Annotated in this window: 17 protein-coding genes; 3 read left to right on the top strand and 14 right to left on the bottom strand. The window is 59.5% G+C overall.

Going from position 1 to position 20357, the window contains the following annotated elements; genetic code table 11:
• Positions 1–81: 81 nt before the first annotated feature.
• From fdhA to glyA, 7 genes are all read right to left on the bottom strand, one after another.
• Complete coding sequence (fdhA, locus tag CJU81_RS07900; RefSeq protein WP_095036168.1) at positions 82–1281, bottom strand: formaldehyde dehydrogenase, glutathione-independent; 1200 nt, start codon at positions 1279–1281, stop codon at positions 82–84.
• A gap of 66 nt (positions 1282–1347) precedes the next feature.
• Positions 1348–2205: a formyltetrahydrofolate deformylase gene (gene purU / locus CJU81_RS07895; RefSeq protein ID WP_095036167.1), complete on the bottom strand. Its 858-nt coding sequence runs from the start codon at positions 2203–2205 to the stop codon at positions 1348–1350.
• 156 nt (positions 2206–2361) lie between these two features.
• Positions 2362–2994, bottom strand: coding sequence for a sarcosine oxidase subunit gamma (locus tag CJU81_RS07890; protein ID WP_095036166.1), 633 nt, complete (start codon positions 2992–2994; stop codon positions 2362–2364).
• A 68-nt stretch (positions 2995–3062) separates the two neighbouring features.
• Entirely contained in the window at positions 3063–6080 is a 3018-nt protein-coding gene (locus tag CJU81_RS07885) for a sarcosine oxidase subunit alpha (RefSeq protein ID WP_095036165.1), read from the bottom strand.
• Positions 6077–6409: a sarcosine oxidase subunit delta gene (locus tag CJU81_RS07880; protein WP_095036164.1), complete on the bottom strand. Its 333-nt coding sequence runs from the start codon at positions 6407–6409 to the stop codon at positions 6077–6079. The genes CJU81_RS07885 and CJU81_RS07880 overlap by 4 nt, the downstream gene beginning before the upstream one ends.
• Before the next feature lie 14 nt (positions 6410–6423).
• Positions 6424–7674, bottom strand: coding sequence for a sarcosine oxidase subunit beta family protein (locus CJU81_RS07875; RefSeq protein WP_016782563.1), 1251 nt, complete (start codon positions 7672–7674; stop codon positions 6424–6426).
• A gap of 22 nt (positions 7675–7696) precedes the next feature.
• Entirely contained in the window at positions 7697–8950 is a 1254-nt protein-coding gene (gene glyA / locus CJU81_RS07870) for a serine hydroxymethyltransferase (RefSeq protein WP_095036163.1), read from the bottom strand.
• 348 nt (positions 8951–9298) lie between these two features.
• On the opposite strand from glyA, the gene CJU81_RS07865 reads away from it, so the two are divergent.
• The gene (locus CJU81_RS07865) at positions 9299–10339 is read left to right on the top strand and encodes a threonine aldolase family protein (RefSeq protein WP_095036162.1); all 1041 of its coding nucleotides are present in this window, start codon (positions 9299–9301) and stop codon (positions 10337–10339) included.
• A gap of 130 nt (positions 10340–10469) precedes the next feature.
• On the opposite strand, the gene CJU81_RS07860 is transcribed toward CJU81_RS07865, so the two are convergent.
• The 3 genes from CJU81_RS07860 to gbcB all read right to left on the bottom strand — a co-directional run bounded on the left by CJU81_RS07860 (position 10470) and on the right by gbcB (position 12239).
• Entirely contained in the window at positions 10470–10772 is a 303-nt protein-coding gene (locus tag CJU81_RS07860; protein ID WP_095027526.1) for a cell division protein ZapA, read from the bottom strand.
• A complete protein-coding gene (locus tag CJU81_RS07855) occupies positions 10769–10993 on the bottom strand; it encodes a hypothetical protein (protein ID WP_095036161.1) in 225 nt (74 codons plus the stop codon). Before CJU81_RS07855 ends, CJU81_RS07860 begins: the two co-directional genes overlap by 4 nt.
• A gap of 145 nt (positions 10994–11138) precedes the next feature.
• Positions 11139–12239 (bottom strand): glycine-betaine demethylase subunit GbcB, encoded by a 1101-nt coding sequence (gene gbcB, locus CJU81_RS07850; RefSeq protein WP_095036160.1) that lies wholly within the window; start codon positions 12237–12239, stop codon positions 11139–11141.
• 282 nt (positions 12240–12521) lie between these two features.
• Here gbcB and gbcA point away from each other — a divergent pair, with 282 nt between their 5' ends.
• Entirely contained in the window at positions 12522–13814 is a 1293-nt protein-coding gene (gbcA, locus tag CJU81_RS07845) for a glycine-betaine demethylase subunit GbcA (protein WP_095036159.1), read from the top strand.
• 19 nt (positions 13815–13833) lie between these two features.
• Here the strand turns inward: gbcA and CJU81_RS07840 are convergent, their stop codons facing one another.
• Positions 13834–14406: a GNAT family N-acetyltransferase gene (locus CJU81_RS07840; protein WP_095036158.1), complete on the bottom strand. Its 573-nt coding sequence runs from the start codon at positions 14404–14406 to the stop codon at positions 13834–13836.
• A 1231-nt stretch (positions 14407–15637) separates the two neighbouring features.
• Between CJU81_RS07840 and CJU81_RS07835 the strand changes: the two genes are divergently transcribed.
• On the top strand, positions 15638–16159 hold the full coding sequence (locus CJU81_RS07835; protein WP_095036157.1) for a transglycosylase SLT domain-containing protein: 522 nt from the start codon (positions 15638–15640) through the stop codon (positions 16157–16159).
• Between the two features lie 30 nt (positions 16160–16189).
• Here the strand turns inward: CJU81_RS07835 and etfB are convergent, their stop codons facing one another.
• From etfB to dgcB, 3 genes are all read right to left on the bottom strand, one after another.
• Positions 16190–16960, bottom strand: a complete 771-nt coding sequence (etfB, locus tag CJU81_RS07830) for an electron transfer flavoprotein subunit beta (protein ID WP_095036156.1) — start codon at positions 16958–16960, stop codon at positions 16190–16192.
• A 73-nt stretch (positions 16961–17033) separates the two neighbouring features.
• On the bottom strand, positions 17034–18281 hold the full coding sequence (gene etfA, locus CJU81_RS07825; protein WP_095036155.1) for an electron transfer flavoprotein subunit alpha: 1248 nt from the start codon (positions 18279–18281) through the stop codon (positions 17034–17036).
• A complete protein-coding gene (dgcB, locus tag CJU81_RS07820; RefSeq protein WP_095036154.1) occupies positions 18278–20221 on the bottom strand; it encodes a dimethylglycine demethylation protein DgcB in 1944 nt (647 codons plus the stop codon). Before dgcB ends, etfA begins: the two co-directional genes overlap by 4 nt.
• Between the last annotated feature and the right edge of the window lie 136 nt (positions 20222–20357).

Here is a 20357-nt window from a genome sequence, read left to right as displayed (position 1 = left end):
GAGGAACGAAGGCTGCGAGCTCTTGATAGTCAAAAGCTCGCAGCCTTCGTTCCTCGGCAGCGACTACGGGCGAAGCATGGTTTAACCCTTGCTGAACATCCGGTGCGGGTCGATCACAAACTTCTTCGGCACACCGGCATCGAACTCGCCGTAGCCCCGTGGCGCATCGTCCAGGCCGATCACCTCAACGCCGACAATGTCGGCAATCTTGATCCGGTCCCACATGATCGCCTGCATCAGCTGGCGGTTGTATTTCATCACCGGGGTCTGCCCGGTGTGGAAGCTGTGGGATTTAGCCCAGCCCAACCCGAAACGGATGCTCAGGCTGCCCTTCTTCGCAGCCGCATCCACCGCGCCCGGATCTTCCGTCACGTACAGGCCCGGAATACCGATCTTGCCTGCCACCCGCACCACGCCCATCAGCGAGTTGAGCACCGTGGCCGGCGCTTCATGCTTGACTCCGTCATGGCCGTGGCCGCGCGCTTCAAAACCGACCGCATCCACGGCGCAATCCACTTCCGGCTCGCCCAACAACTCGGCGATTTGTTCGTGCAACGGCGTGTCCTTGGACAGATCGGCAATTTCAAAACCCTGCGCCTTGGCGTGGGCCAGACGAATCGGGTTAACGTCACCGACAATCACCACCGCCGCACCCAGCAAGCGCGCGGAGGCCGCAGCTGCCAGGCCCACAGGTCCTGCGCCGGCGATATACACCGTACTGCCAGGGCCAACACCAGCAGTGACTGCGCCGTGATAGCCGGTGGGCAGGATGTCGGAGAGGCAGGTGAGGTCACGAATCTTTTCCATCGCTGCATCGCGATTGGGCAGCTTGAGCAGGTTGAAATCGGCGTAAGGTACCAATACATATTCAGCCTGACCGCCAACCCAGTCGCCCATGTCCACGTAACCATATGCGCCGCCGGGACGGGCCGGGTTGACGGTCAGACACACGCCCGTGTTCTGCTCCTTACAGCTGCGGCAGCGGCCGCACGCCACGTTGAACGGCACCGACACCAGGTCGCCGACTTTCAGGTGCTCCACATCACGCCCGGCTTCAATCACCTCGCCGGTAATTTCATGCCCCAGCACCAGCCCGGTTTGCGCCGTGGTGCGGCCACGCACCATATGCTGGTCCGAGCCGCAGATATTGGTCGACACCACCCGCAGGATCACCCCGTGGTGAATGGGCTTGCCCTGGGGGTTCTGCATCTTGGGGAAAGGAATGCTTTGCACTTCAACCTGGCCGTTGCCCAGGTACACCACACCGCGATTGTCAGCCATCGTATTCACCCTTGTTGTTATTGGAGGGATTAACTTGCTGCTTGCAGCTTAGAAGGTGGCGCGGGCTCAAAGCACCACCGTACGACCTCCATTTAGGAAAACGCGCCGTTCAATGTGATACCCCACACCTCGGGCCAGGGTTTGCGCTTCGATATCGCGGCCCTTGGCGATCAGGTCTTCGGGGTAGTGGCTGTGATCTACCACCTCGACACCCTGGGCAATGATCGGCCCTTCGTCGAGGTCGTTATTGATGTAGTGCGCGGTGGCGCCCACCAGCTTGACGCCCTTTTCATAGGCCTGGTGATAAGGCTTGGCGCCCTTGAAGCCGGGCAGCAGGGAGTGGTGAATATTGATCGCCTTGCCATCGAGCTTGCGGCACAGCTCGGGGGACAGCACTTGCATATAGCGGGCGAGGATCACCAGCTCGGCGCCAGTGTCTTCGATCACCTGCCAAACCTTGGCCTCCTGCGCGGGCTTGTTGGCCGGGTCGAGGGCGAAGTGGTGATAGGGAATACCGTGCCACTGCGCCAGAGGCGCCAGATCGGGGTGATTGGAGACCACGGCCACGACGTCCATTGACAACTGACCGATACGCTGGCGATAGAGCAGGTCGTTGAGGCAGTGGTCAGCCTTGGACACCATAATCAGCACTTTGGGCCGATGGTGTGGCGGCGTCAGTTCGAACGTCATGCCAAAGGCCTGGCCCCGTTCGGCCAGGCCTGCGCGAAATTCGTGTTCATCGAAACCGTCGGGCTGACGGAATTCGACACGGATAAAAAACCGCGCCGAGCGCTGGTCATCGAAGGAGTGGTGTTCGGTGACGTAGCAGCGATGTTCGAACAGATAGCGGGTAACCGCGTCCACTGTGCCCAGCAGGCTCGGGCAGTCGGCGGTGAGGATCCAGGTGTCGGGGGCGCGGCTCATGGGGAGTTCCTTGTTGTTTTTAGGTGAAAAGCAAAGAGCACCTCCCCCGGGCCCTCTCCCGGAGGGAGAGGGCACTGACCGCACGCGCGTTCAAGAACACCGACAATCAGCCCCCTCTCCCTCCGGGAGAGGGTTGGGGTGAGGGCCCGCCGTGACTCAGGCTTCGACGCTCAACCCGTATTCAGCCGCCGCATCCTGCAACCATAACCACCAGTAATCCGAAAAGCTGCGGCGAATCAGCAGTTCCCAGGTGTCTTCAGCCGTGTGGCGGATCACCAGCTGCGATTTGGCGAACACCGTGCCCACCGCCTTGCCCACCGGGAAGTTGTCCGGGTGTACGTCATAGCTGGTGGACTTCATCAGCACCTCGCGCACCTTCGGCCCGCTCAGTTCCAGCAGCTGTTGCCCGCCACTGACGTTGACCACCGAAATATGCAGCCCCGCCAGCGCCGCCCGCAGCGCTTGTTCCACGGCAAATTCCTGGCCGCCGGGCACAATCAGCAGCCATTCATCAGGCCCCATCCATTGCAGCGAGGTCTCAGCGTTGGCCACCAGGCTCAGGGCCACGGGCAGTTCCAGGCCCAGGGCCTTGTGCACACCTTCGGCAAAAGCCGGGTCTTTGGCGTCACCGCGCAGAGTCAGGTGACCCAGCAGTTTTTTCTCGCGTACGGTCACGCCGGGGTTTTTGCGGCCCTTGGCGATCAGACCGGCCAGGTTGGCATGGTGCAGCGATGACTCGGCTTTGGCGCCCGAGTCCGGACGCTGTTGGTATACGTTGGCTGTGGTCATGGATCACCCGTTAGCAATATTGTGTTGATTGACTGCCTTCGCGAGCAGGCTCGCTCCCACAGCTTGGCTCAAATATTCTGCCGTTCGCCTTTCGGGTCGAAGAACACCGAAGACACAATTTCCGCCTCGATCACGCTGCCGTCCGCCTGGGGCGAAAACACCCGTTCGCCGATGCGCTTCAAGCCACCCTTGACCACGCCCATGGCAAACGAATACCCCAGCGAGTTGTGCGCATAGCTGGAGGTCACGTGGCCGACCATGGTCATCGGGATCGCCTGCTTGGCGTCGAACACCAGTTGCGCACCCTCGGGCAGCCACTGGGTCGGGTTTAGAGGCTTGAGGCCCACCAGTTGCTTGCGTTGTTCACGCACGCAGTCTTCACGGTTCATGCCGCGCCAGCCGATCCACGAGAAGGGTTTGGTGCGGCCCACACACCAGCCCATGTTGAGATCGTCGGGGGTCATGGAACCGTCAGTGTCCTGGCCAACAATGATGAAGCCCTTCTCGGCCCGCAACACGTGCATGGTCTCGGTGCCGTAGGGGGTGAGGTTGTACTGCTTGCCCGCTCCGACGATTTTTTCCAGCACGCCCATGGCGTAATCGGCCTGGATATTGACCTCATAAGACAGCTCACCGGTAAACGAGATGCGAAACACCCGTGCCGGCACACCACCCACCAGGCCTTCTTTCCAGGTCATGAACGGGAACGCCTCGCGGTCCAGATCAATGTCGGTCACTTCGCTCAGCAACTTGCGGCTGTTGGGGCCGGACAAGGTCAGGGTTGCGTAGTGGTCGGTGACCGAAGTGAAGTACACCTTCAGCTCTGGCCATTCGGTCTGTTGATAGATTTCCAGCCACTGCAACACGCGGGCCGCGCCGCCAGTGGTGGTGGTCATCACAAAATGGTTATCGGCCAGACAGGCCGTCACGCCGTCGTCGAAGACCATGCCGTCTTCTTTGCACATCAGGCCGTAGCGGGCCTTGCCGACGTCGAGCTTGGTCCAGGCGTTGGTGTAGATGCGGTTAAGGAATTCGCGCGCATCCGGGCCCTGAATGTCGATTTTGCCCAGGGTCGAGGCATCGAGAATACCGACACTGTCACGTACAGCCTGGCACTCGCGCTTGACCGCCGCATGCATATCTTCGCCGTTACGCGGGAAGTACCAAGGGCGTTTCCACTGGCCGACGTCTTCAAATTCAGCGCCCTGCTTCACATGCCAGGCTTGCAGCGCGGTGTAGCGCACCGGCTCGAAGATATGCCCGCAATGGCGGCCCGCTACCGCGCCAAACGTCACCGGCGTGTAGTTGGGGCGGAACATGGTGGTGCCCATCTGCGGGATGGTCACGTTCAGCGAGCGGGCGGCAATCGCCAGGCCGTTGACGTTGCCCAGTTTGCCCTGATCGGTACCGAAACCCAGTGCGGTGTAGCGCTTGACGTGCTCCACCGACTCGAACCCCTCGCGGGTTGCCAGTTCGATGGCCGCAGCAGTGACGTCGTTTTGCAGGTCGACAAATTGCTTGGGCGCACGCGCCGTGCCCTTTTCATGAGGCACATGGAACAGCGCCAGGGTTGGCTCCTGAAGCTGGTTCAGGGCTTTGGGCAACACCCCTTCCACAGCCTTGAAACCTGCTTCGCAAGCGGCACGCACACCGCCTTCAAAACCATCGGCCAGGCTGTCACCCAGCGGGTAGACACCGTTGATACCCCCTACACACACGCGCTTTTGCGGGGCTTCGCCGGGGACGAAACCGAGGATATCTTCACGCCAGGTCGGCTTGCCGCCCAGGTGCGAGGCCAAATGCACCACCGGGCTGTAACCACCCGAAGTGGCCAGCAGATCGCACTCCAGCCACTCGCCGGGGCTGGCGACGCTCAGCGCCTTGACGTCAATCGCCGCCACCCGTGCACCGGTCACATGCTTGCTGCCACGCGCCTCGATCACTGCGCTACCAGTAAGAATGCGAATGCCCTTGGCCCGTGCCTCTTCGACCAGCGAACCACGGGGGTTGCTGCGCGCATCGGCGACGGCCACCACTTGCTGGCCGGCGTCGAGCCAGTCCAGCGCCACACGGTAGGCATGGTCGTTGTTGGTACTGAGCACCAGCTTTTTACCCGGCGCAACGCCGTAACGGCGTACGTAGGTAGACACGGCACCGGCAAGCATATTGCCCGGCACGTCATTGTTGCCATACACCAATGGCCGCTCGCAGGCGCCAGTAGCCAGCACCACGCGCTTGGCCCGGACCCGATGGATACGCTGGCGTACCTGACCGATCGGGGCGCGATCGCCGAGGTGGTCGGTGAGACGTTCGTGAATGGTCAGAAAGTTGTGGTCGTGATAGCCGTTCACCGTCGCCCGGGGCAACAGGATCACGTCTGGCAGCGTCTTGAGTTCAGCAATAACCTTGGCCACCCATTCCATGGCCGATTTACCGTCCAGGCTTTCGCGGCTGTCGAGCAGGCTGCCGCCGAACTCTTCCTGTTCGTCGGCGATGATCACCCGCGCACCGCTGCGGCCCGCTGCCAGTGCCGCTGCCAACCCCGCAGGGCCAGCACCGACGATCAGCACATCGCAGTGGTGGTTCATATAGTCGTAGGTATCAGGATCATTCTGGGTCGGCGAACGGCCAAGACCAGCCGCCTTACGGATGTACTTCTCGTAGGTCATCCAGAACGACTGCGGGTACATAAAGGTTTTGTAGTAAAAGCCCGGCGGCATCAGCTTGCCGCCGACCTTGCCGAGGATACCCATCACGTCGTTATTGACGTTGGGCCAGCCGTTGGTGCTGGTGGCGACCAACCCTTGGTACAACGCCTGCTGGGTGGCACGCACGTTGGGGATTTGCGTGGCTTCGGTGGCGCCGATCTGCAGCACTGCGTTGGGTTCTTCGGCACCGGCGGCGTAGATGCCCCGGGGCCGGGAATATTTGAAACTGCGACCGATCACGTCAACACCGTTGGCCAACAATGCGGCCGCCAGGCTGTCGCCTTCGTAGCCTTTATATTGCTGACCGTTGAAGGTAAAGCTCAGCACTTTGGTGCGGTCAACGCGGCCGCCATTGGGCAAGCGATGGGTCTGGCTCATACTTTTTCTCCCAGCTCGCGGGTGGCCGTGGTGGCCGATGGCGCCGTCTGTTCAGTGAACTGCGGTTTGCTGCCGATCAGGTAGGTTTCAAGAATTTCATAGGTCACGGTGTTACGCGTGGCATTGAAGAACTGCCGGCAACCGGCGACGTGGTTCCACAGTTCGTGGTGCAGGCCGCGGGGGTTGTCGCGAAAGAACATGTAGTCGCCCCACTCGGCGTCGGTGCAACTGCCGGGGTCAAGCGGACGCGGGATGTGCGCCTGGCCGCTGGCGTGAAATTCTTCTTCGGAGCGAAGCTCGCCGCAATGAGGACAGAAGATATGCAACATGGGTAATTCCTCTGTTAGTGGGCGACAGCGGCGGCGCCGTGTTCGTCGATCAGGGCACCGGTGTGGAACCGGTCAATGGAAAACGGGGCGGCCAGCGGGTGCATTTCACCTTTGGCCAGGCTGGCGGCAAACACGTTGCCCGAACCCGGCGTAGCCTTGAAGCCGCCGGTACCCCAGCCGCAGTTGAAGAACAAGTTCGGCACCGGGGTTTTCGAGATGATCGGGCAGGCGTCGGGCGTGGTATCGACGATGCCGCCCCATTGGCGGTTCATGCGCACCCGGGACAACACCGGGAACATCTCCACAATCGCCTGGATGGTGTGTTCGATCACCGGGTACGACCCGCGCTGACCGTAGCCGACCCAACCGTCGATACCGGCACCGATCACCAGGTCGCCCTTGTCGGATTGGCTGATGTAGCCGTGAACGGCGTTGGACATGATCACGCTGTCGATAATCGGCTTGATCGGCTCCGACACCAGTGCTTGCAGCGGGTGCGATTCGATCGGCAGGCGAAAGCCCGCCTGACGGGCCATATGCCCCGAGTTGCCGGCAGTGACCACACCCACGCGTTTGGCGCCAATAAAGCCCTTGCTGGTTTCAACGCCGATGCACACGCCGTTTTCCTTGCGAAAGCCGAGCACTTCGGTTTGCTGGATCAAATCCACGCCCAGGGCATCGGCGGCGCGGGCAAAGCCCCAGGCCACGGCATCGTGACGGGCCACGCCGCCACGCCGTTGCACGGTGGCGCCGATGATCGGGTAGCGGGTGTTTTTCGAGCAGTCGAGGTAGGGGATTTCGTCCGCCACCTGCTTGCCGTTGAGCAGCTCGCCGTCCACACCATTGAGGCGGTTGGCGCTGACCCGGCGCTCCGAGTCGCGCATGTCTTGCAGGGTGTGGCACAGGTTGTAGACGCCGCGCTGGGAGAACATGACGTTGTAGTTCAAGTCCTGGGACAGGCCTTCCCACAGCTTCATCGCGTGCTCATACAAGTGCGCCGACTCATCCCACAGGTAGTTGGAGCGCACGATGGTGGTGTTGCGCGCCGTGTTACCGCCACCGAGCCAGCCCTTCTCGACCACGGCCACGTTGGTGATGCCATGTTCCTTGGCCAGATAATAAGCAGTCGCCAGCCCGTGGCCGCCACCGCCGACGATGACCACGTCATAGACCTTTTTCGGGGTCGGCGTGCGCCACATTTTCTGCCAGTTTTCATGATGGCTGAGGGAGTGTTTGAAGAGGCCGAAGCCTGAATACCGTTGCATAGGGTTTACTCCAAAAACGCGCTCAGCGATAAACCGGGAAGTCTTTGCACAGCGAGGTCACCTGGCGGGCCACATCGGCCTCGATATCGGCATCGCCGAGGTGATCGAGGATGTCGCAAATCCAGCCAGCCAGCTCCGTGCACTGCGCCACCTTGAAACCCCGAGTGGTCACCGCCGGGGTGCCGATGCGCAGGCCCGAGGTCACGAAGGGTGATTGCGGATCGTTGGGCACGGCATTCTTGTTGACCGTGATATGGGCGCGGCCAAGGGCGGCGTCGGCATCTTTGCCGGTCAGGCCCTGGCGGATCAGGCTGAGCAGGAACAGATGATTGTCGGTGCCGCCCGAGACCACGTCGTAACCGCGCTTGATAAACACCTCGGCCATGGCCTGGGCGTTGTCGATAACCTGTTTCTGGTAGGTTTTGAAACCCGGCTCCAGCGCTTCCTTGAAGCACACGGCCTTGGCCGCGATCACGTGCATCAAGGGCCCGCCCTGACCGCCCGGAAACACCGCCGAATTGAGTTTCTTTTCCAGTGCTTCGTTCGCTTTGGCCAGAATCAGCCCGCCACGGGGGCCGCGCAGGGTTTTGTGGGTGGTGGTGGTGACCACATCGGCATACGGCAGCGGGTTGGGGTAAAGCCCGGCGGCGACCAGCCCGGCAACGTGGGCCATGTCGACAAACAGATATGCACCGACCTTGTCCGCAATCTGACGAAAGCGTGGGAAATCGAGGAATTTTGAGTAGGCCGAGAATCCGGCAATGATCATTTTTGGTTGATGCTCAACAGCCAGACGCTCGACTTCGTCGTAGTCGATCAAGCCGGTACTGGTGTCGATACCGTACTGCACAGCGTTGTACAGCTTGCCCGAAAAGCTCACGCTGGCGCCGTGGGTCAGGTGACCGCCATGGGCCAGGCTCATGCCCAGAACGGTATCGCCGGCATTGAGCAACGCCAGGTACACCGCGGCGTTGGCCTGGCTGCCCGAGTGCGGCTGCACGTTGGCGTAATCGGCGCCGAACAATTGCTTGGCGCGGTCGATTGCCAGCTGCTCGACTTTATCCACATGCTCGCAGCCGCCGTAGTAGCGCTTGCCCGGGTAGCCTTCGGCGTACTTGTTGGTCAGGCCGCTGCCTTGAGCTTCCATCACGCGCTGGCTGGTGTAGTTTTCGGAGGCGATCAGCTCGATATGATCTTCCTGGCGCTGATCTTCGGCATTCATGGCCGCTAACAAGGCATCGTCGTAACCCTGGATCTGATCCTGCTTGCTGAACATTGCGTTCTCCCAGCGCCAGCGCGCCTTTTGGTCTCGGTGGGGCTGATGCCCTTTGAGCCAGATGGTAGAGCTGGCGCAGACAGACCAAATGCCCATGGACGCCACGCAATGGTGCGTTTACGACATGGTTTCCCATAACCCTGTGGGAGCGGGCTTGCTCGCGATACTGGCGGCGAGGTTTGTCTGGTGAAACCGGGCGATGCCATCGCGGGCAAGCCCGCTCCCACATTTTGTTACAGGGCTTTGGGTTATTCTTTTGCAAGGTATTTGCGCACTTAAAGTCGTGCCTGTGCACCCGCCGGAATCTTGGATAAAGTGCACAACACAATTCGACCATGGAACCGGGAAATGACTGATAAGAGCCAACAATTCGCCAGCGACAACTACTCCGGTATCTGCCCTGAAGTCTGGTCTGCCATGGAAAAAGCCAACCACGGTCACCAGCGCTCTTACGGCGACGACGAATGGACCCTGCGTGCCTCCAACGACTTTCGCAAGCTGTTCGAAACCGACTGCGAAGTGTATTTCGCCTTCAACGGTACAGCGGCCAACTCCCTGGCGCTGTCGTCCTTGTGCCAAAGCTTTCACAGCGTGATCTGCTCCGAGACCGCGCACGTCGAAACCGACGAATGTGGCGCACCGGAGTTTTTTTCCAACGGCTCCAAGCTGCTGATCGCCCGCACTGAAAACGGCAAGATCACCCCCGAGTCGATCCGCGAAATCGCCCTCAAGCGCAAAGATATCCACTATCCAAAACCGCGGGTGGTCACCATCACCCAGGCCACCGAAGTCGGCAGCGTCTATCGCCCTGAAGAAATCCGCGCGATCAGCGACACCTGCAAGGAGTTGGGCCTTCTGCTGCACATGGACGGCGCCCGTTTCTCCAATGCCTGCGCATTTCTGGGCTGCACGCCGGCAGAGCTGAGCTGGAAAGCCGGTGTGGATGTACTGTGCTTTGGCGGGACCAAAAATGGCATGGCAGTGGGCGAAGCGATTCTGTTTTTCGACCACGCCTTGTCAGTGGATTTTGACTATCGCTGCAAGCAGGCCGGGCAACTGGCGTCGAAAATGCGCTTTCTGTCGGCACCCTGGGTCGGCCTGCTGGAAAACGACGCCTGGCTCAAACACTCGCGCCACGCCAACCACTGCGCGCAGTTGCTGAGCCAGCTGGTGAGTGACATTCCCGGGGTTGAACTGATGTTCCCGGTGGAGGCCAATGGCGTGTTCCTGCAACTGTCGGAACCGGCCGTGGCTGCGCTGACCGCCAGGGGCTGGCGTTTCTACACGTTCATCGGCAAAGGCGGCGCACGCTTCATGTGCTCGTGGGACACCGAGGAAGCGCGAGTGCGGGAACTGGCTGCGGATATACGGGAAGTGATGGCAGCTTAAAGCGAACACACCATCAATACTGTGGGAGCGAGCTTGCTCGCGATGGCATCAGCGCGGTCGTGCAGACAAACCGCGTTGCCTGAATCGCGAGCAAGCACGCTCCCACAGGGGGTGATTGGTTTGCGAACCGTCAGGATTGCCCCAGGGTTCGCTCAATCACATCGACCGTGGCGCTGACTTGCTCTTGATAACGGTCGAGTTCCTGTTTGTGGCTCAGTTGCAACTCAATCTGCTTTGAACACAGATTCAGTGCTGCCAGCACCAGCAGTTTGTCCCCGATCAGGCTCGGGTACTTTCTTTTCGTTTCGGCCAGGGCGGTTTTCAACATGACCGTGGCCGCCATCAGGGTTTTTTGCTCCCCTTCCGGCGCTTTGATCGTGTAGTCGTTACCCAAAATCGAGACGACATTTACTCCGTCTCTGTCCACGCTCATGCGCTGACAGGGCTCGCGCGCTCAACCAGTGCCTGGATGCGGGCGGCAGTCGCGCCTTGCTTCTCTTCCTGTTCCATCAGGGTCAGTTGCAGGCTTTCGTTTTCATCACGGGCCTGAGCCAGTTCGGCATTCAGTTGTTCGTTGGTGTCCAGCAGCTCTTGCTTTTGCTGAACCAGATCGCTGACCAGTTGTTCCAGTTTGCTAAGGGATGACTCAATCATGGTGATGTTCTCAAGCAGTTTCGAAGGGCGCGTACGATAAAGAAAAGTCACCGGCTAAGCTAGCGGCAACCTTGCTTTCAGACCCCTAAAGACTGTGGTTTGCAACCTTTGTTCCCGGCACGGGTTCTGGAACCACGAAAGCCCGTCAAAACTCGATCCGCACATCGCCCTTGGGCACGCTGCAGCACGACAAAATATAGCCTTCGGCAACGTCTTCGTCGGTGATGCCGCCGTTGTGGTCCATTTCGACTTCGCCGCCCAGCTTGAGCACCTTGCAGGTGCCGCAAATCCCCATGCCACACGCTTTGGGAATCAGCAGTCCCAGCTTGGCCGCCGCGGCATGCACGGTCTCGGCCGGGCCCACGCGGATGCTCTTGCCGGAGGCCGTGAATTCCACCTGGTTCAAGTCCGCCACGTCCAGTTCCGGTGCATCAGCGGCCTGCTCGGCCTGTTCCACCGCATCGGCCCGGGCTTCGGGCGGCGTCGCACCAAAGGACTCCTCGTGATACCGGCTCATGTCAAAGCCGTTGTTCTCCAGCAGGCGCTTGACCGCATTCATATACGGCGTCGGCCCGCAGCAGAACACCTCGCGCTCCATAAAGTCGGGCGCCATCAGGTCGAGCATCTTGTGGTTCAGATAACCGCGATACCCGGCCCAGGGTTCGCCCAACCCGTGTTTTTCGCAGATCAGGTGCAAGCTGAAGTTGTCGATACGCGACGCCATATGCTCCAGCTCGCGGTGGTAGATGATGTCTTTGGGCGAACGGGCGCTGTGGATAAACACCATGTCGACATTGGCGTTGGTGTCGTAGAACCAGCGCGCCATCGACATCACCGGGGTTATACCGACGCCGCCACTCAGATAGAGCACTTTGGGGCTCGGCGCGTCGATGGCGTTAAACAGCCCCACCGGCCCGTGCACGGCCAGTTCCTGGCCTTCCTGCAGGTTGTCGTGCAGCCAGTTGGACACACGCCCGCCCGGTACACGCTTGATCGTCACCGAAAAGCTGTAGGGCACCGAAGGCGAGCTGGAGATGGTGTACGAGCGCATCACCGGGTCGCCGTCGATTTCCAGCTCCAGGGTCACAAACTGCCCCGGCTTGAAAAAGAACAGGATCGGCTGGTCGGCCATAAAACAGAAGGTGCGCACATCCCAGGTTTCCTGAATCACTTTGACGCATCGCACGATGTGTCGGCCATTGGCCCAGGTCTGAGTGGTTACCGGGTTCAGAAAGCTATTGGACATGCGCTTCTCCACGGCCGACAACCGGCCTCTTGCTGGCGATTCTGCGCATGCCCTGAGGCGGCCATTTATCTATTCGCGACATTCACATGCTTATGGCGACCAGCCCCTGAAAACAGCACCTTCAGCGTCGGGAACAGATTTGGCCATGTCGCCCGCAGATATGGCCCCGGCGCACTTCGAACGCACACTCAGCGCCACTCATTGCATGTATTGCTTTGCCTTGCGTCGCACCCCTGATCAGCCATTTTTAGGCCACATCCGATGGCCATGAGGACTACAACGATGGACGTCACCGCAAACCTGAGCCTGGGCGATCCACTGGAACCCGCACGCAAGGCCACCGCCGAGATGTTGCAAAACCGCGAACGCACGTTTTCGCTGCCGCAGCCGTTTTACAACGACGAGCGCCTGTTCGACATCGACATGCAGGAGATTTTCCAGAAGGAGTGGCTGATTGCAGGCATGACTTGCGAGATACCGGCCAAGGGCAACTTTCTGACCCTGCAAATAGGCAAGAACCCGATCATCGTGATTCGCGGCGCCGAAGGCCAGGTGCATGCCTTTCATAACGTGTGCCGCCATCGCGGCTCACGGTTGTGCACCAGCGAAAAGGGCAAGGTTGCCAAGCTGGTGTGCCATTACCACCAGTGGACCTACGAACTGGACGGGCGCCTGCTGTTTGCCGGCACCGAGATGGGCGCCGATTTCGACATGAAGCAATACGGGCTCAAGCCGGTAAACGTCAAAACCGCGGGCGGCTACATCTTTATCAGCCTGGCCGAGAACCCTCCGGCCATCGATGAGTTCCTGGCTACGCTGAACCACTATATGGAACCTTATGACATGGAAAACACCAAGGTGGCGATTCAGACCACCCTGGTGGAAAAAGCCAACTGGAAGCTGGTGCTGGAAAACAACCGCGAGTGCTATCACTGCAACGCGTCACACCCCGAGTTGCTCAAGACCCTGCTCGAATGGGACGACGTGACCGATCCACGGGCCGATCAGGCCTTCAAGGATCACGTAGCCGCGTCGGCCGCTGCCTGGGACGCCGAAAAAATTCCTTATGCCCACGCCAGCTTCGGCCTGCGTAACCGTATTGTGCGCATGCCGCTACTCAAGGGCACGGTCTCGATGACCCTGGATGGCAAGCAAGGCTGTGCAAAACTCATGGGGCGGATCAAAAACCCGGACCTGGGCTCAATGCGCATCCTGCACCTACCGCACTCCTGGAACCACTGCATGGGCGATCACATCATTGTGTTTACCGTGTGGCCGATCAGCGCACAGGAAACCGTAGTCAGCACCAAATGGCTGGTCCACAAGGATGCGGTTGAAGGCGTGGATTACGACGTGGAGCGCATGCGCAAGGTCTGGGACGCCACCAACGACCAGGACCGCCGGCTGGCAGAAGAGAATCAGCGCGGCATCAACTCAATTGCCTACCAGCCGGGGCCGTACTCCAAGACCTACGAGTTTGGCGTGGTGAACTTTATCGACTGGTACAGCGAGCGGCTGCTGAACAACCTGGGGGCGGCGCCAGCGGCTTACCTCAAGGGAGTAGTGGCCCAGTAAACGCCGGGCCACCAGGGGATCAAGAAAGCGGGCAATGCATCAAATACGCCTCACCCGTCACGCGGATCAGCGGGTGGGGCGTTATCTGACAGGTTTTAACGATCCCGAAGCCATGGCGCTCATAGAATCGACGGGCACCGGTGTTGGCCGCATAGTCGATCAGGCTCAAGCCAGTCACACCCTGTTCGCTGCAACGCTGCCTGGCATGCTGCAAGAATCTGCCGCCCAATCCACGATTTCGCCAACCCTCATGCAGGGCCAGGCTTGAAATATACAGTGTGTCCGGTATTTCCATTTCCGCATAAGGTGCCAGCACCGGATCGGTCTCAGGCTGGGCGTCTGGATCGTGGCACATCACAAAGCTGTGCATCATGCCGATCACCTGGCCCTCGGCCTCGGCAATCAAGCAGTTTTCATACGAAAACTGGACGCCCTCACGGGCATAACGCATCGCCCCGACGTCCAGTAATTGCTGACCCGGCTGCGCAATCCGGCTCCAGATGTAATCGGCGCAACCTTCAGACGATATCTGAAAAAGACGCGCAATATCGCGTGCATCGGCACGCCTTCCTGGACGAAATAACACGCTCATTCACTTTACTCCACAGGGCCGGGAGCCCTTCTTTTAGCTCAAACCGATTCAAGCCGACAACACACCCGCTGCCTCATTTATGTCCATATATTGCATGCTTGTGATCATTTTTTAATCACACCCCTGTAACCCATGTAATCAAAGGGCTTCAGCCCTTAACCAACATCTTGTCCACAGGCACACCCACAGTAACTGTGGGGAAGTCATCAGGCATTACCTATAAAAGTCTCTGTACATTTTTTGTACAAAACCCTGTAGATCAAGCAGTTAAAGGCTTTCAGACAACCACACCCACCTTATCCACAGGTTGACCAACTGAATATGTGGGCAACTTTATCCACCCTGTTGAAAACTGCCCAAACCCCTACGCTGGCTGGATGTATGGCTTCAAAAGGACAGTAGAGTCGGGATTGAACGTTTTTTGAACAACAGCCTGCAGCCTATGAAAATAGAGGCCTGCAAGATATAGCGAACAAGTTATCCACATCTTCACCAACAGAGTTTGTGGATAAACACCGCAATCAACCAGCAGATAAGATTTCTTACTAGCGATCATTTTTCGTACAACCCCGCAAGAAGCCCGTAGGCCGTGCCCTGCAAGCAAATACAGACAGGTTACCCACAGGCAGGCACACAGAAATCCGGGGTAACTTTGTACAGGTGTCAGGCAGAACCTTGCTCACAAGAAATACGGTTCGTGAATTTGCTCACGGGGGAAGTTATGTCAGACGTAAAAAACGCCCGATCTATCACCCGCATCTGGAACGTTTCTTAGACTTTTTAGAGATTTAGCATCACTCCAAGCATTATAACAATTCCAGACTGCAAGCCCTCCCCCCTTATTAAATAACTCTAAACACTCACAAAATGAATAATTCAAAAGAAACATAATCAGAAAACGATTAGTCGCCTCATTTCAACGGATCCAATTTTGATTGCAGGACAATTGCCATCAAACGAATAAGTTCTATATTTATTTTTATGCAGCCTGTTCATCGACACGTTAATTCAGGCACTCAAAAACATACAAAAACTTCAGGTAACACGCCCCTAAACACGCAAATGCTTATATTTTAAACGTGAAAAATATGTGATCTTACCCGCCACACCTACAACTGCGAGCTCCTTATTAACCACCGATACAACCGTACAGAATCAACAAAATAAAACAATTTAGCTATTACATTTACACCCCTGCTTTATCCGTTTTCTGAAACGGCGAGGTCTGAATATGAAACATTCATTTCTGATTATACTTGTCATATGTGCAGGACTAACACCGACCTTTGCCCGTGCCAATTGCTGGCAAGATGCAGGTAACCGCTATGATATTGATCCGTTGCTGTTACATGCCATTGCCCAAGTTGAATCGAAAATGAATCCGGCAGCACGTAACATCAATAGAGACGGGACATACGATATAGGTTTGATGCAAGTCAACAGTCGTCATTTGAAGCACCTCGCCACTTTTGGCATCAGCGAATATCAACTCCAGACTCAACCCTGCACCAGTGTTATGGCGGGTGCCTGGATTCTCGCCAGACTGGTCCAGCAACTGGGTTACAGCTGGGACGCCGTGGGCGCCTACAACGCCGGAACAAGGCCAAATCGTGAGCATTTGCGCAATAGGTACGTCCTTCGCGTCAAGGGGTACTACGGGCAGTTAGTCAACCAACGCGAACAAAGACTCCAGGCTACCGCCCGTAAATCTCAGGCCATATTTGCATCTGGCGGTGAGCGCCAATACAAATGAAGGCGCTGGCTCAGGTTCCGGCCGCAAACGCTAACGCACAACGCCTTCTTCGATCAGGAGTTTGAGAATCACCTCGGCTCCCGCTTGAGCACTGAGCCCCGTGTGGACCTGCCCGGAACCGCCAGCCGCCTTGGCGGTAGCTGCTTTCATGCGATCTGCGCCACTTTTGGCCTTGATCACCTTCAAGCGCTTGGGCCGTGGTCGGGCAGGTTGCAGTACGCCGGTTGTGGATAACTCATCGGTAACGATTTCAACCACTTCAGCGTTGACCAAACCCCGCGTGGCGGGGCCGTAGGCGCTTTGACGCGCCTTTGGCGCAGCGTTATCCACAGTGACCAGAAACGGCAGGCGAACCTGCAGCCGACGTCGCTGCCCCCGGGGCAAGGCTTGCAGCACCTGCGCCACGCCATTGTGGATAGATTCGATTTGCGCCACGCCCACCAGCAGCGGCCAACCCAGCTCCTCGGCCAACAGGTAAGGCAGCATGCCCGAGCCCTCACCGGTTTCGGCCTGGCTGCCGGTGAGCACCAGTTGCACGCCCGCTTCACGGATGTAATCACGCAACACCGGCACGGCATCCGCGCCGTCGGGTTGCTCCAGCACATGCAGCTCGTCCAGGCCCATGCCCAAATAAGCGCGCAATGCGGGCTCATGGGGGTTGCCCGCGTGCAGCACATGCAGGCTTTCACCGGCCAGCTCCAGGCCCAGTTCGACGGCACGGGCGTCCTGCTCGGCGCGGCGGGCGCGGCCTGAAGCGGGATGGGCACCGATTGAAACCAGTGCAACGGTGGCGATGGTCATGTGTCTTTCTCCCAATCAAAAGCCCCTCACCCTAACCCTCTCCCGGAGGGAGAGGGGATTGACCGCACGCGGTCTAACGAACACTGACAATCGGCTCTCTCTCCCTCTGGGAGAGCGCTGGGGTGAGGGTACCCTGGCGCCAGTTATCCACAGCCACGATCAGCGCTTCAAGCACCGCCGCCCCGTCACCGATCACCGACAAATCAGCACGTTTGATCATGTCGCAGCCCGGATCGAGATTGATCGCCACCACCTTGTCGCACGCGCCAATCCCTTGCAGGTGCTGGATTGCACCGCTGATACCGACCGCCACGTAAACCCGCGCCGTCACCCAGGTGCCGCTGGCACCGACCTGACGGTCACGGCCCATGAAGCCATCGTCCACCGCCACCCGCGACGCACCTTCAGTAGCGCCCAATGCAGCGGCCGCCCTGTGGAAAAGTCCCCAGTCCTTGATGCCATTGCCGCCGCTAAGGATAAATTCGGCCTCGGCCATCGGCACTGCGGCCGGGTCGACCTCCACCGCGCCCAAATCTTCGATCCGCGGCAGGCAAGGCACTACGGCTGTGGATAACTGCACCACCAATGCTTCATGACGGGTTTCACTGACCGGCTCGGCGCATTCAGCCGTCGCCAGGATCAAACGGCGCAAAGGCTGCGCCATATCTTGCAGGCCCGCCCCGGCACGGCCGATACAGGCGCCGTCCTTGACCTGCCACACCCGCGTGGCCGGACGCTCGCCCAGGCTGGCAGCCAAACGTCGACCCAGTTCACCGCCCCCCGTGCGGCTGTCAGGCAACAGCCAGTGGCGCGGCGCAAACTGGTTATCCACAGCGCGCAAACCTAGCACCCGCTGCTCCGGTGCATAACCCTGGCTGTCGAGCAGCAACAGCCGATCCACCCCGGCCGTGGCAAAGGCCGTTTCCTTGCACTCGCCAAACACCACGGCCAGCACGGCGCCATCGCTGCCCGCCAATTGTCGGGCCAGCCCCAGCAGATCGCGGTCGTGACTGCTCAGGCGGCCCCCGACCATATCCGGCACCACGGCGATAAAAAACGCCGGGGCCGCAACCTGATGCAGCGGCAATTGCACCGTGGCACTGGCGGCACGTTTGGTCACGCCGCCCTGCTGCGCACCGCTGCGGTCTATACGTTTGATGCCGTTAGGGCCAATAAAGCCCACCCCGTGGACGTTTTTGCGCATTACGCCATTGGGTCCCATCCAGCTCTGCTGGGCGGGTTGCATGGCAGCGTGCAACGGGTGCAGACGGTTGCGGGCGATCCACTCGGCACGCGGGTCGCGGCGAATAATGTCACTCATGCGATGACCTCCGGTTCTGCACGCCGCGCCGGTTTGGCCGGGGCGCTGTCTTCAATCAGCGCATCAGCCACCAGTTCGGCGATGTCCTTGATTTGCGGACGGGGCTCGACCACCCCTTCGAGCATCGCCGTACATTGCGGGCAACCCACCGCTACGCGTTCGGCGCCAGTCTCGCGGATGTCATCCATACGCATGTCGGGGATCCGCTGTTTGCCGGGAATATCGGTAATCGGCGCGCCGCCACCGCCACCGCAGCAACGGGAGCGAAAGCCCGAGCGCTGCATCTCCTTGACCTCAATGCCAAGCGCGCGCAACACCGCACGCGGGGCCTCGTATTCGCCGTTATAACGGCCCAGATAGCAGGGGTCGTGATAGGTCACGCTGCCGCCCGCATCCGCGGCAAGGTTGAGCAGGCCGGCACTGATCAGCTCGGCCATGTAAGTGCTGTGATGTTGCACCAGGTAGTCACCGCCAAAGGCGCCGTACTCGTTTTTCAGCACATGAAAACTGTGCGGGTCACAGGTGACGATGCGCTGGAAGCTGTACTGCCCCAGGGTCTGGATATTGCGCTTGGCCAGCGCCTGAAAGGTTGCTTCATCGCCCAGGCGCCGTGCCACGTCACCACTGTCGCGCTCTTCCAGGCCCAGCACGGCAAAATTGATCCGCGCCGCCTTGAGCACTTTGACGAAAGCACGCAAGGTGCGCTGGTTACGCATGTCGAAGGCACCGTCACCGACCCAGAACAGCACATCCGCGGCGGGCTTGTCGCGCATCAGGTCAAGGTTCAGGTCTGCCGCCCAGTTCATCCGCCCGCCGGGGGCAAAACCGCCGGGGTTATCGGTGGCGATCAGGTTATCCAGCACCTGGGCACCGTTGTTCGGCGTCGCGCCTTTTTCCAGGGTCAGAAAGCGGCGCATGTCGACGATGGCGTCCACGTGCTCGATCATCATCGGGCACTCTTCAACGCAAGCACGGCAAGTGGTGCAGGACCACAGTGTGTCGGCATCGACCAGACCATTGACGATGGGCTGGTGCGGGTTGCCGCCGTGTTCACCGATGGGTTTGCCGGGGTATGGGCTGCCAGCAAAATGGGCATCGGTACCACCCGCAAGCCCGACCACCATGTCCTGAATCAGCTTTTTGGGGTTGAGCGGCTGGCCAGCGGCAAAGGCCGGGCAAGCGGCTTCGCATTTGCCACATTGCACGCAGGCGTCAAAACCCAGCAGTTGGTTCCAGGTGAAGTCCTTGGGTTTTTCCACGCCCAGGGGGGCATTGCGATCGTTCAGATTCAGTGGTTTCAGCCCGGTGGAGCGGCCACCACCAAAGCGCTCGGCGCGGCGATGCCAGGCCAGATGCAATGCGCCCGCGAAGGCGTGCTTCATCGGCCCGCCCCAGGTCATGCCGAAAAACAGTTCGGACACGCCCCACAGCACACCAAGCGCCAGCACGGCCGCCAGCGCCCAACCGCCAAAGCCTTCGGGCAATACACCTGCAACGGGCAGGGTGAGGACAAAAAAGCTCGCTGAAAACACCAGCAGGCTTTTCGGCAGGCGCATCCACGGGCCTTTGGACAGGCGTGACGGCGGGTTCAGGCGACGTTTGAACACGAACAGCGCGCCCACAAACATCAGCGCCGTGGCCAACAGCAAAACATAGCCGAGGATGCGGTTATGCAAGCCCAGGCCATGCACCAGGATTGCCAGCACGGCTGCCAGCACAAAGCCGCCAGCCGTGGCGACGTGGGTGTTGGCCATGTATTTGTCGCGGGCAACCACATGGTGCAGGTCGACCATATAGCGACGCGGCATGGCTAAAAGTCCGCCGAGCAGGTCGACTTTTGACGGGCGGCCGCGGCGCCACATGTTCATGCGGCGCACGGCGCCGATAAAGGCGAGGACCAGTGCCGCGAATAACAGAATGGGGAGAAGAAAGTTCAGCATGGGTGGCTCCCATCAATATTCGGTGTAAACACAAAACCCTCACCCCAGCCCTCTCCCGGAGGGAGAGGGGGCTGATTTGTGGAGGCTTTGAATCCGCGTGCGGTCAGTCCCCTCTCCCTCCGGGAGAGGGTTAGGG

The sequence above is a fragment of the Pseudomonas fragi genome, from assembly GCF_002269505.1.
GTDB classification, from domain to species: domain Bacteria; phylum Pseudomonadota; class Gammaproteobacteria; order Pseudomonadales; family Pseudomonadaceae; genus Aquipseudomonas; species Aquipseudomonas fragi_D.
This window is presented reverse-complemented; position numbering and strand designations above follow the sequence as displayed.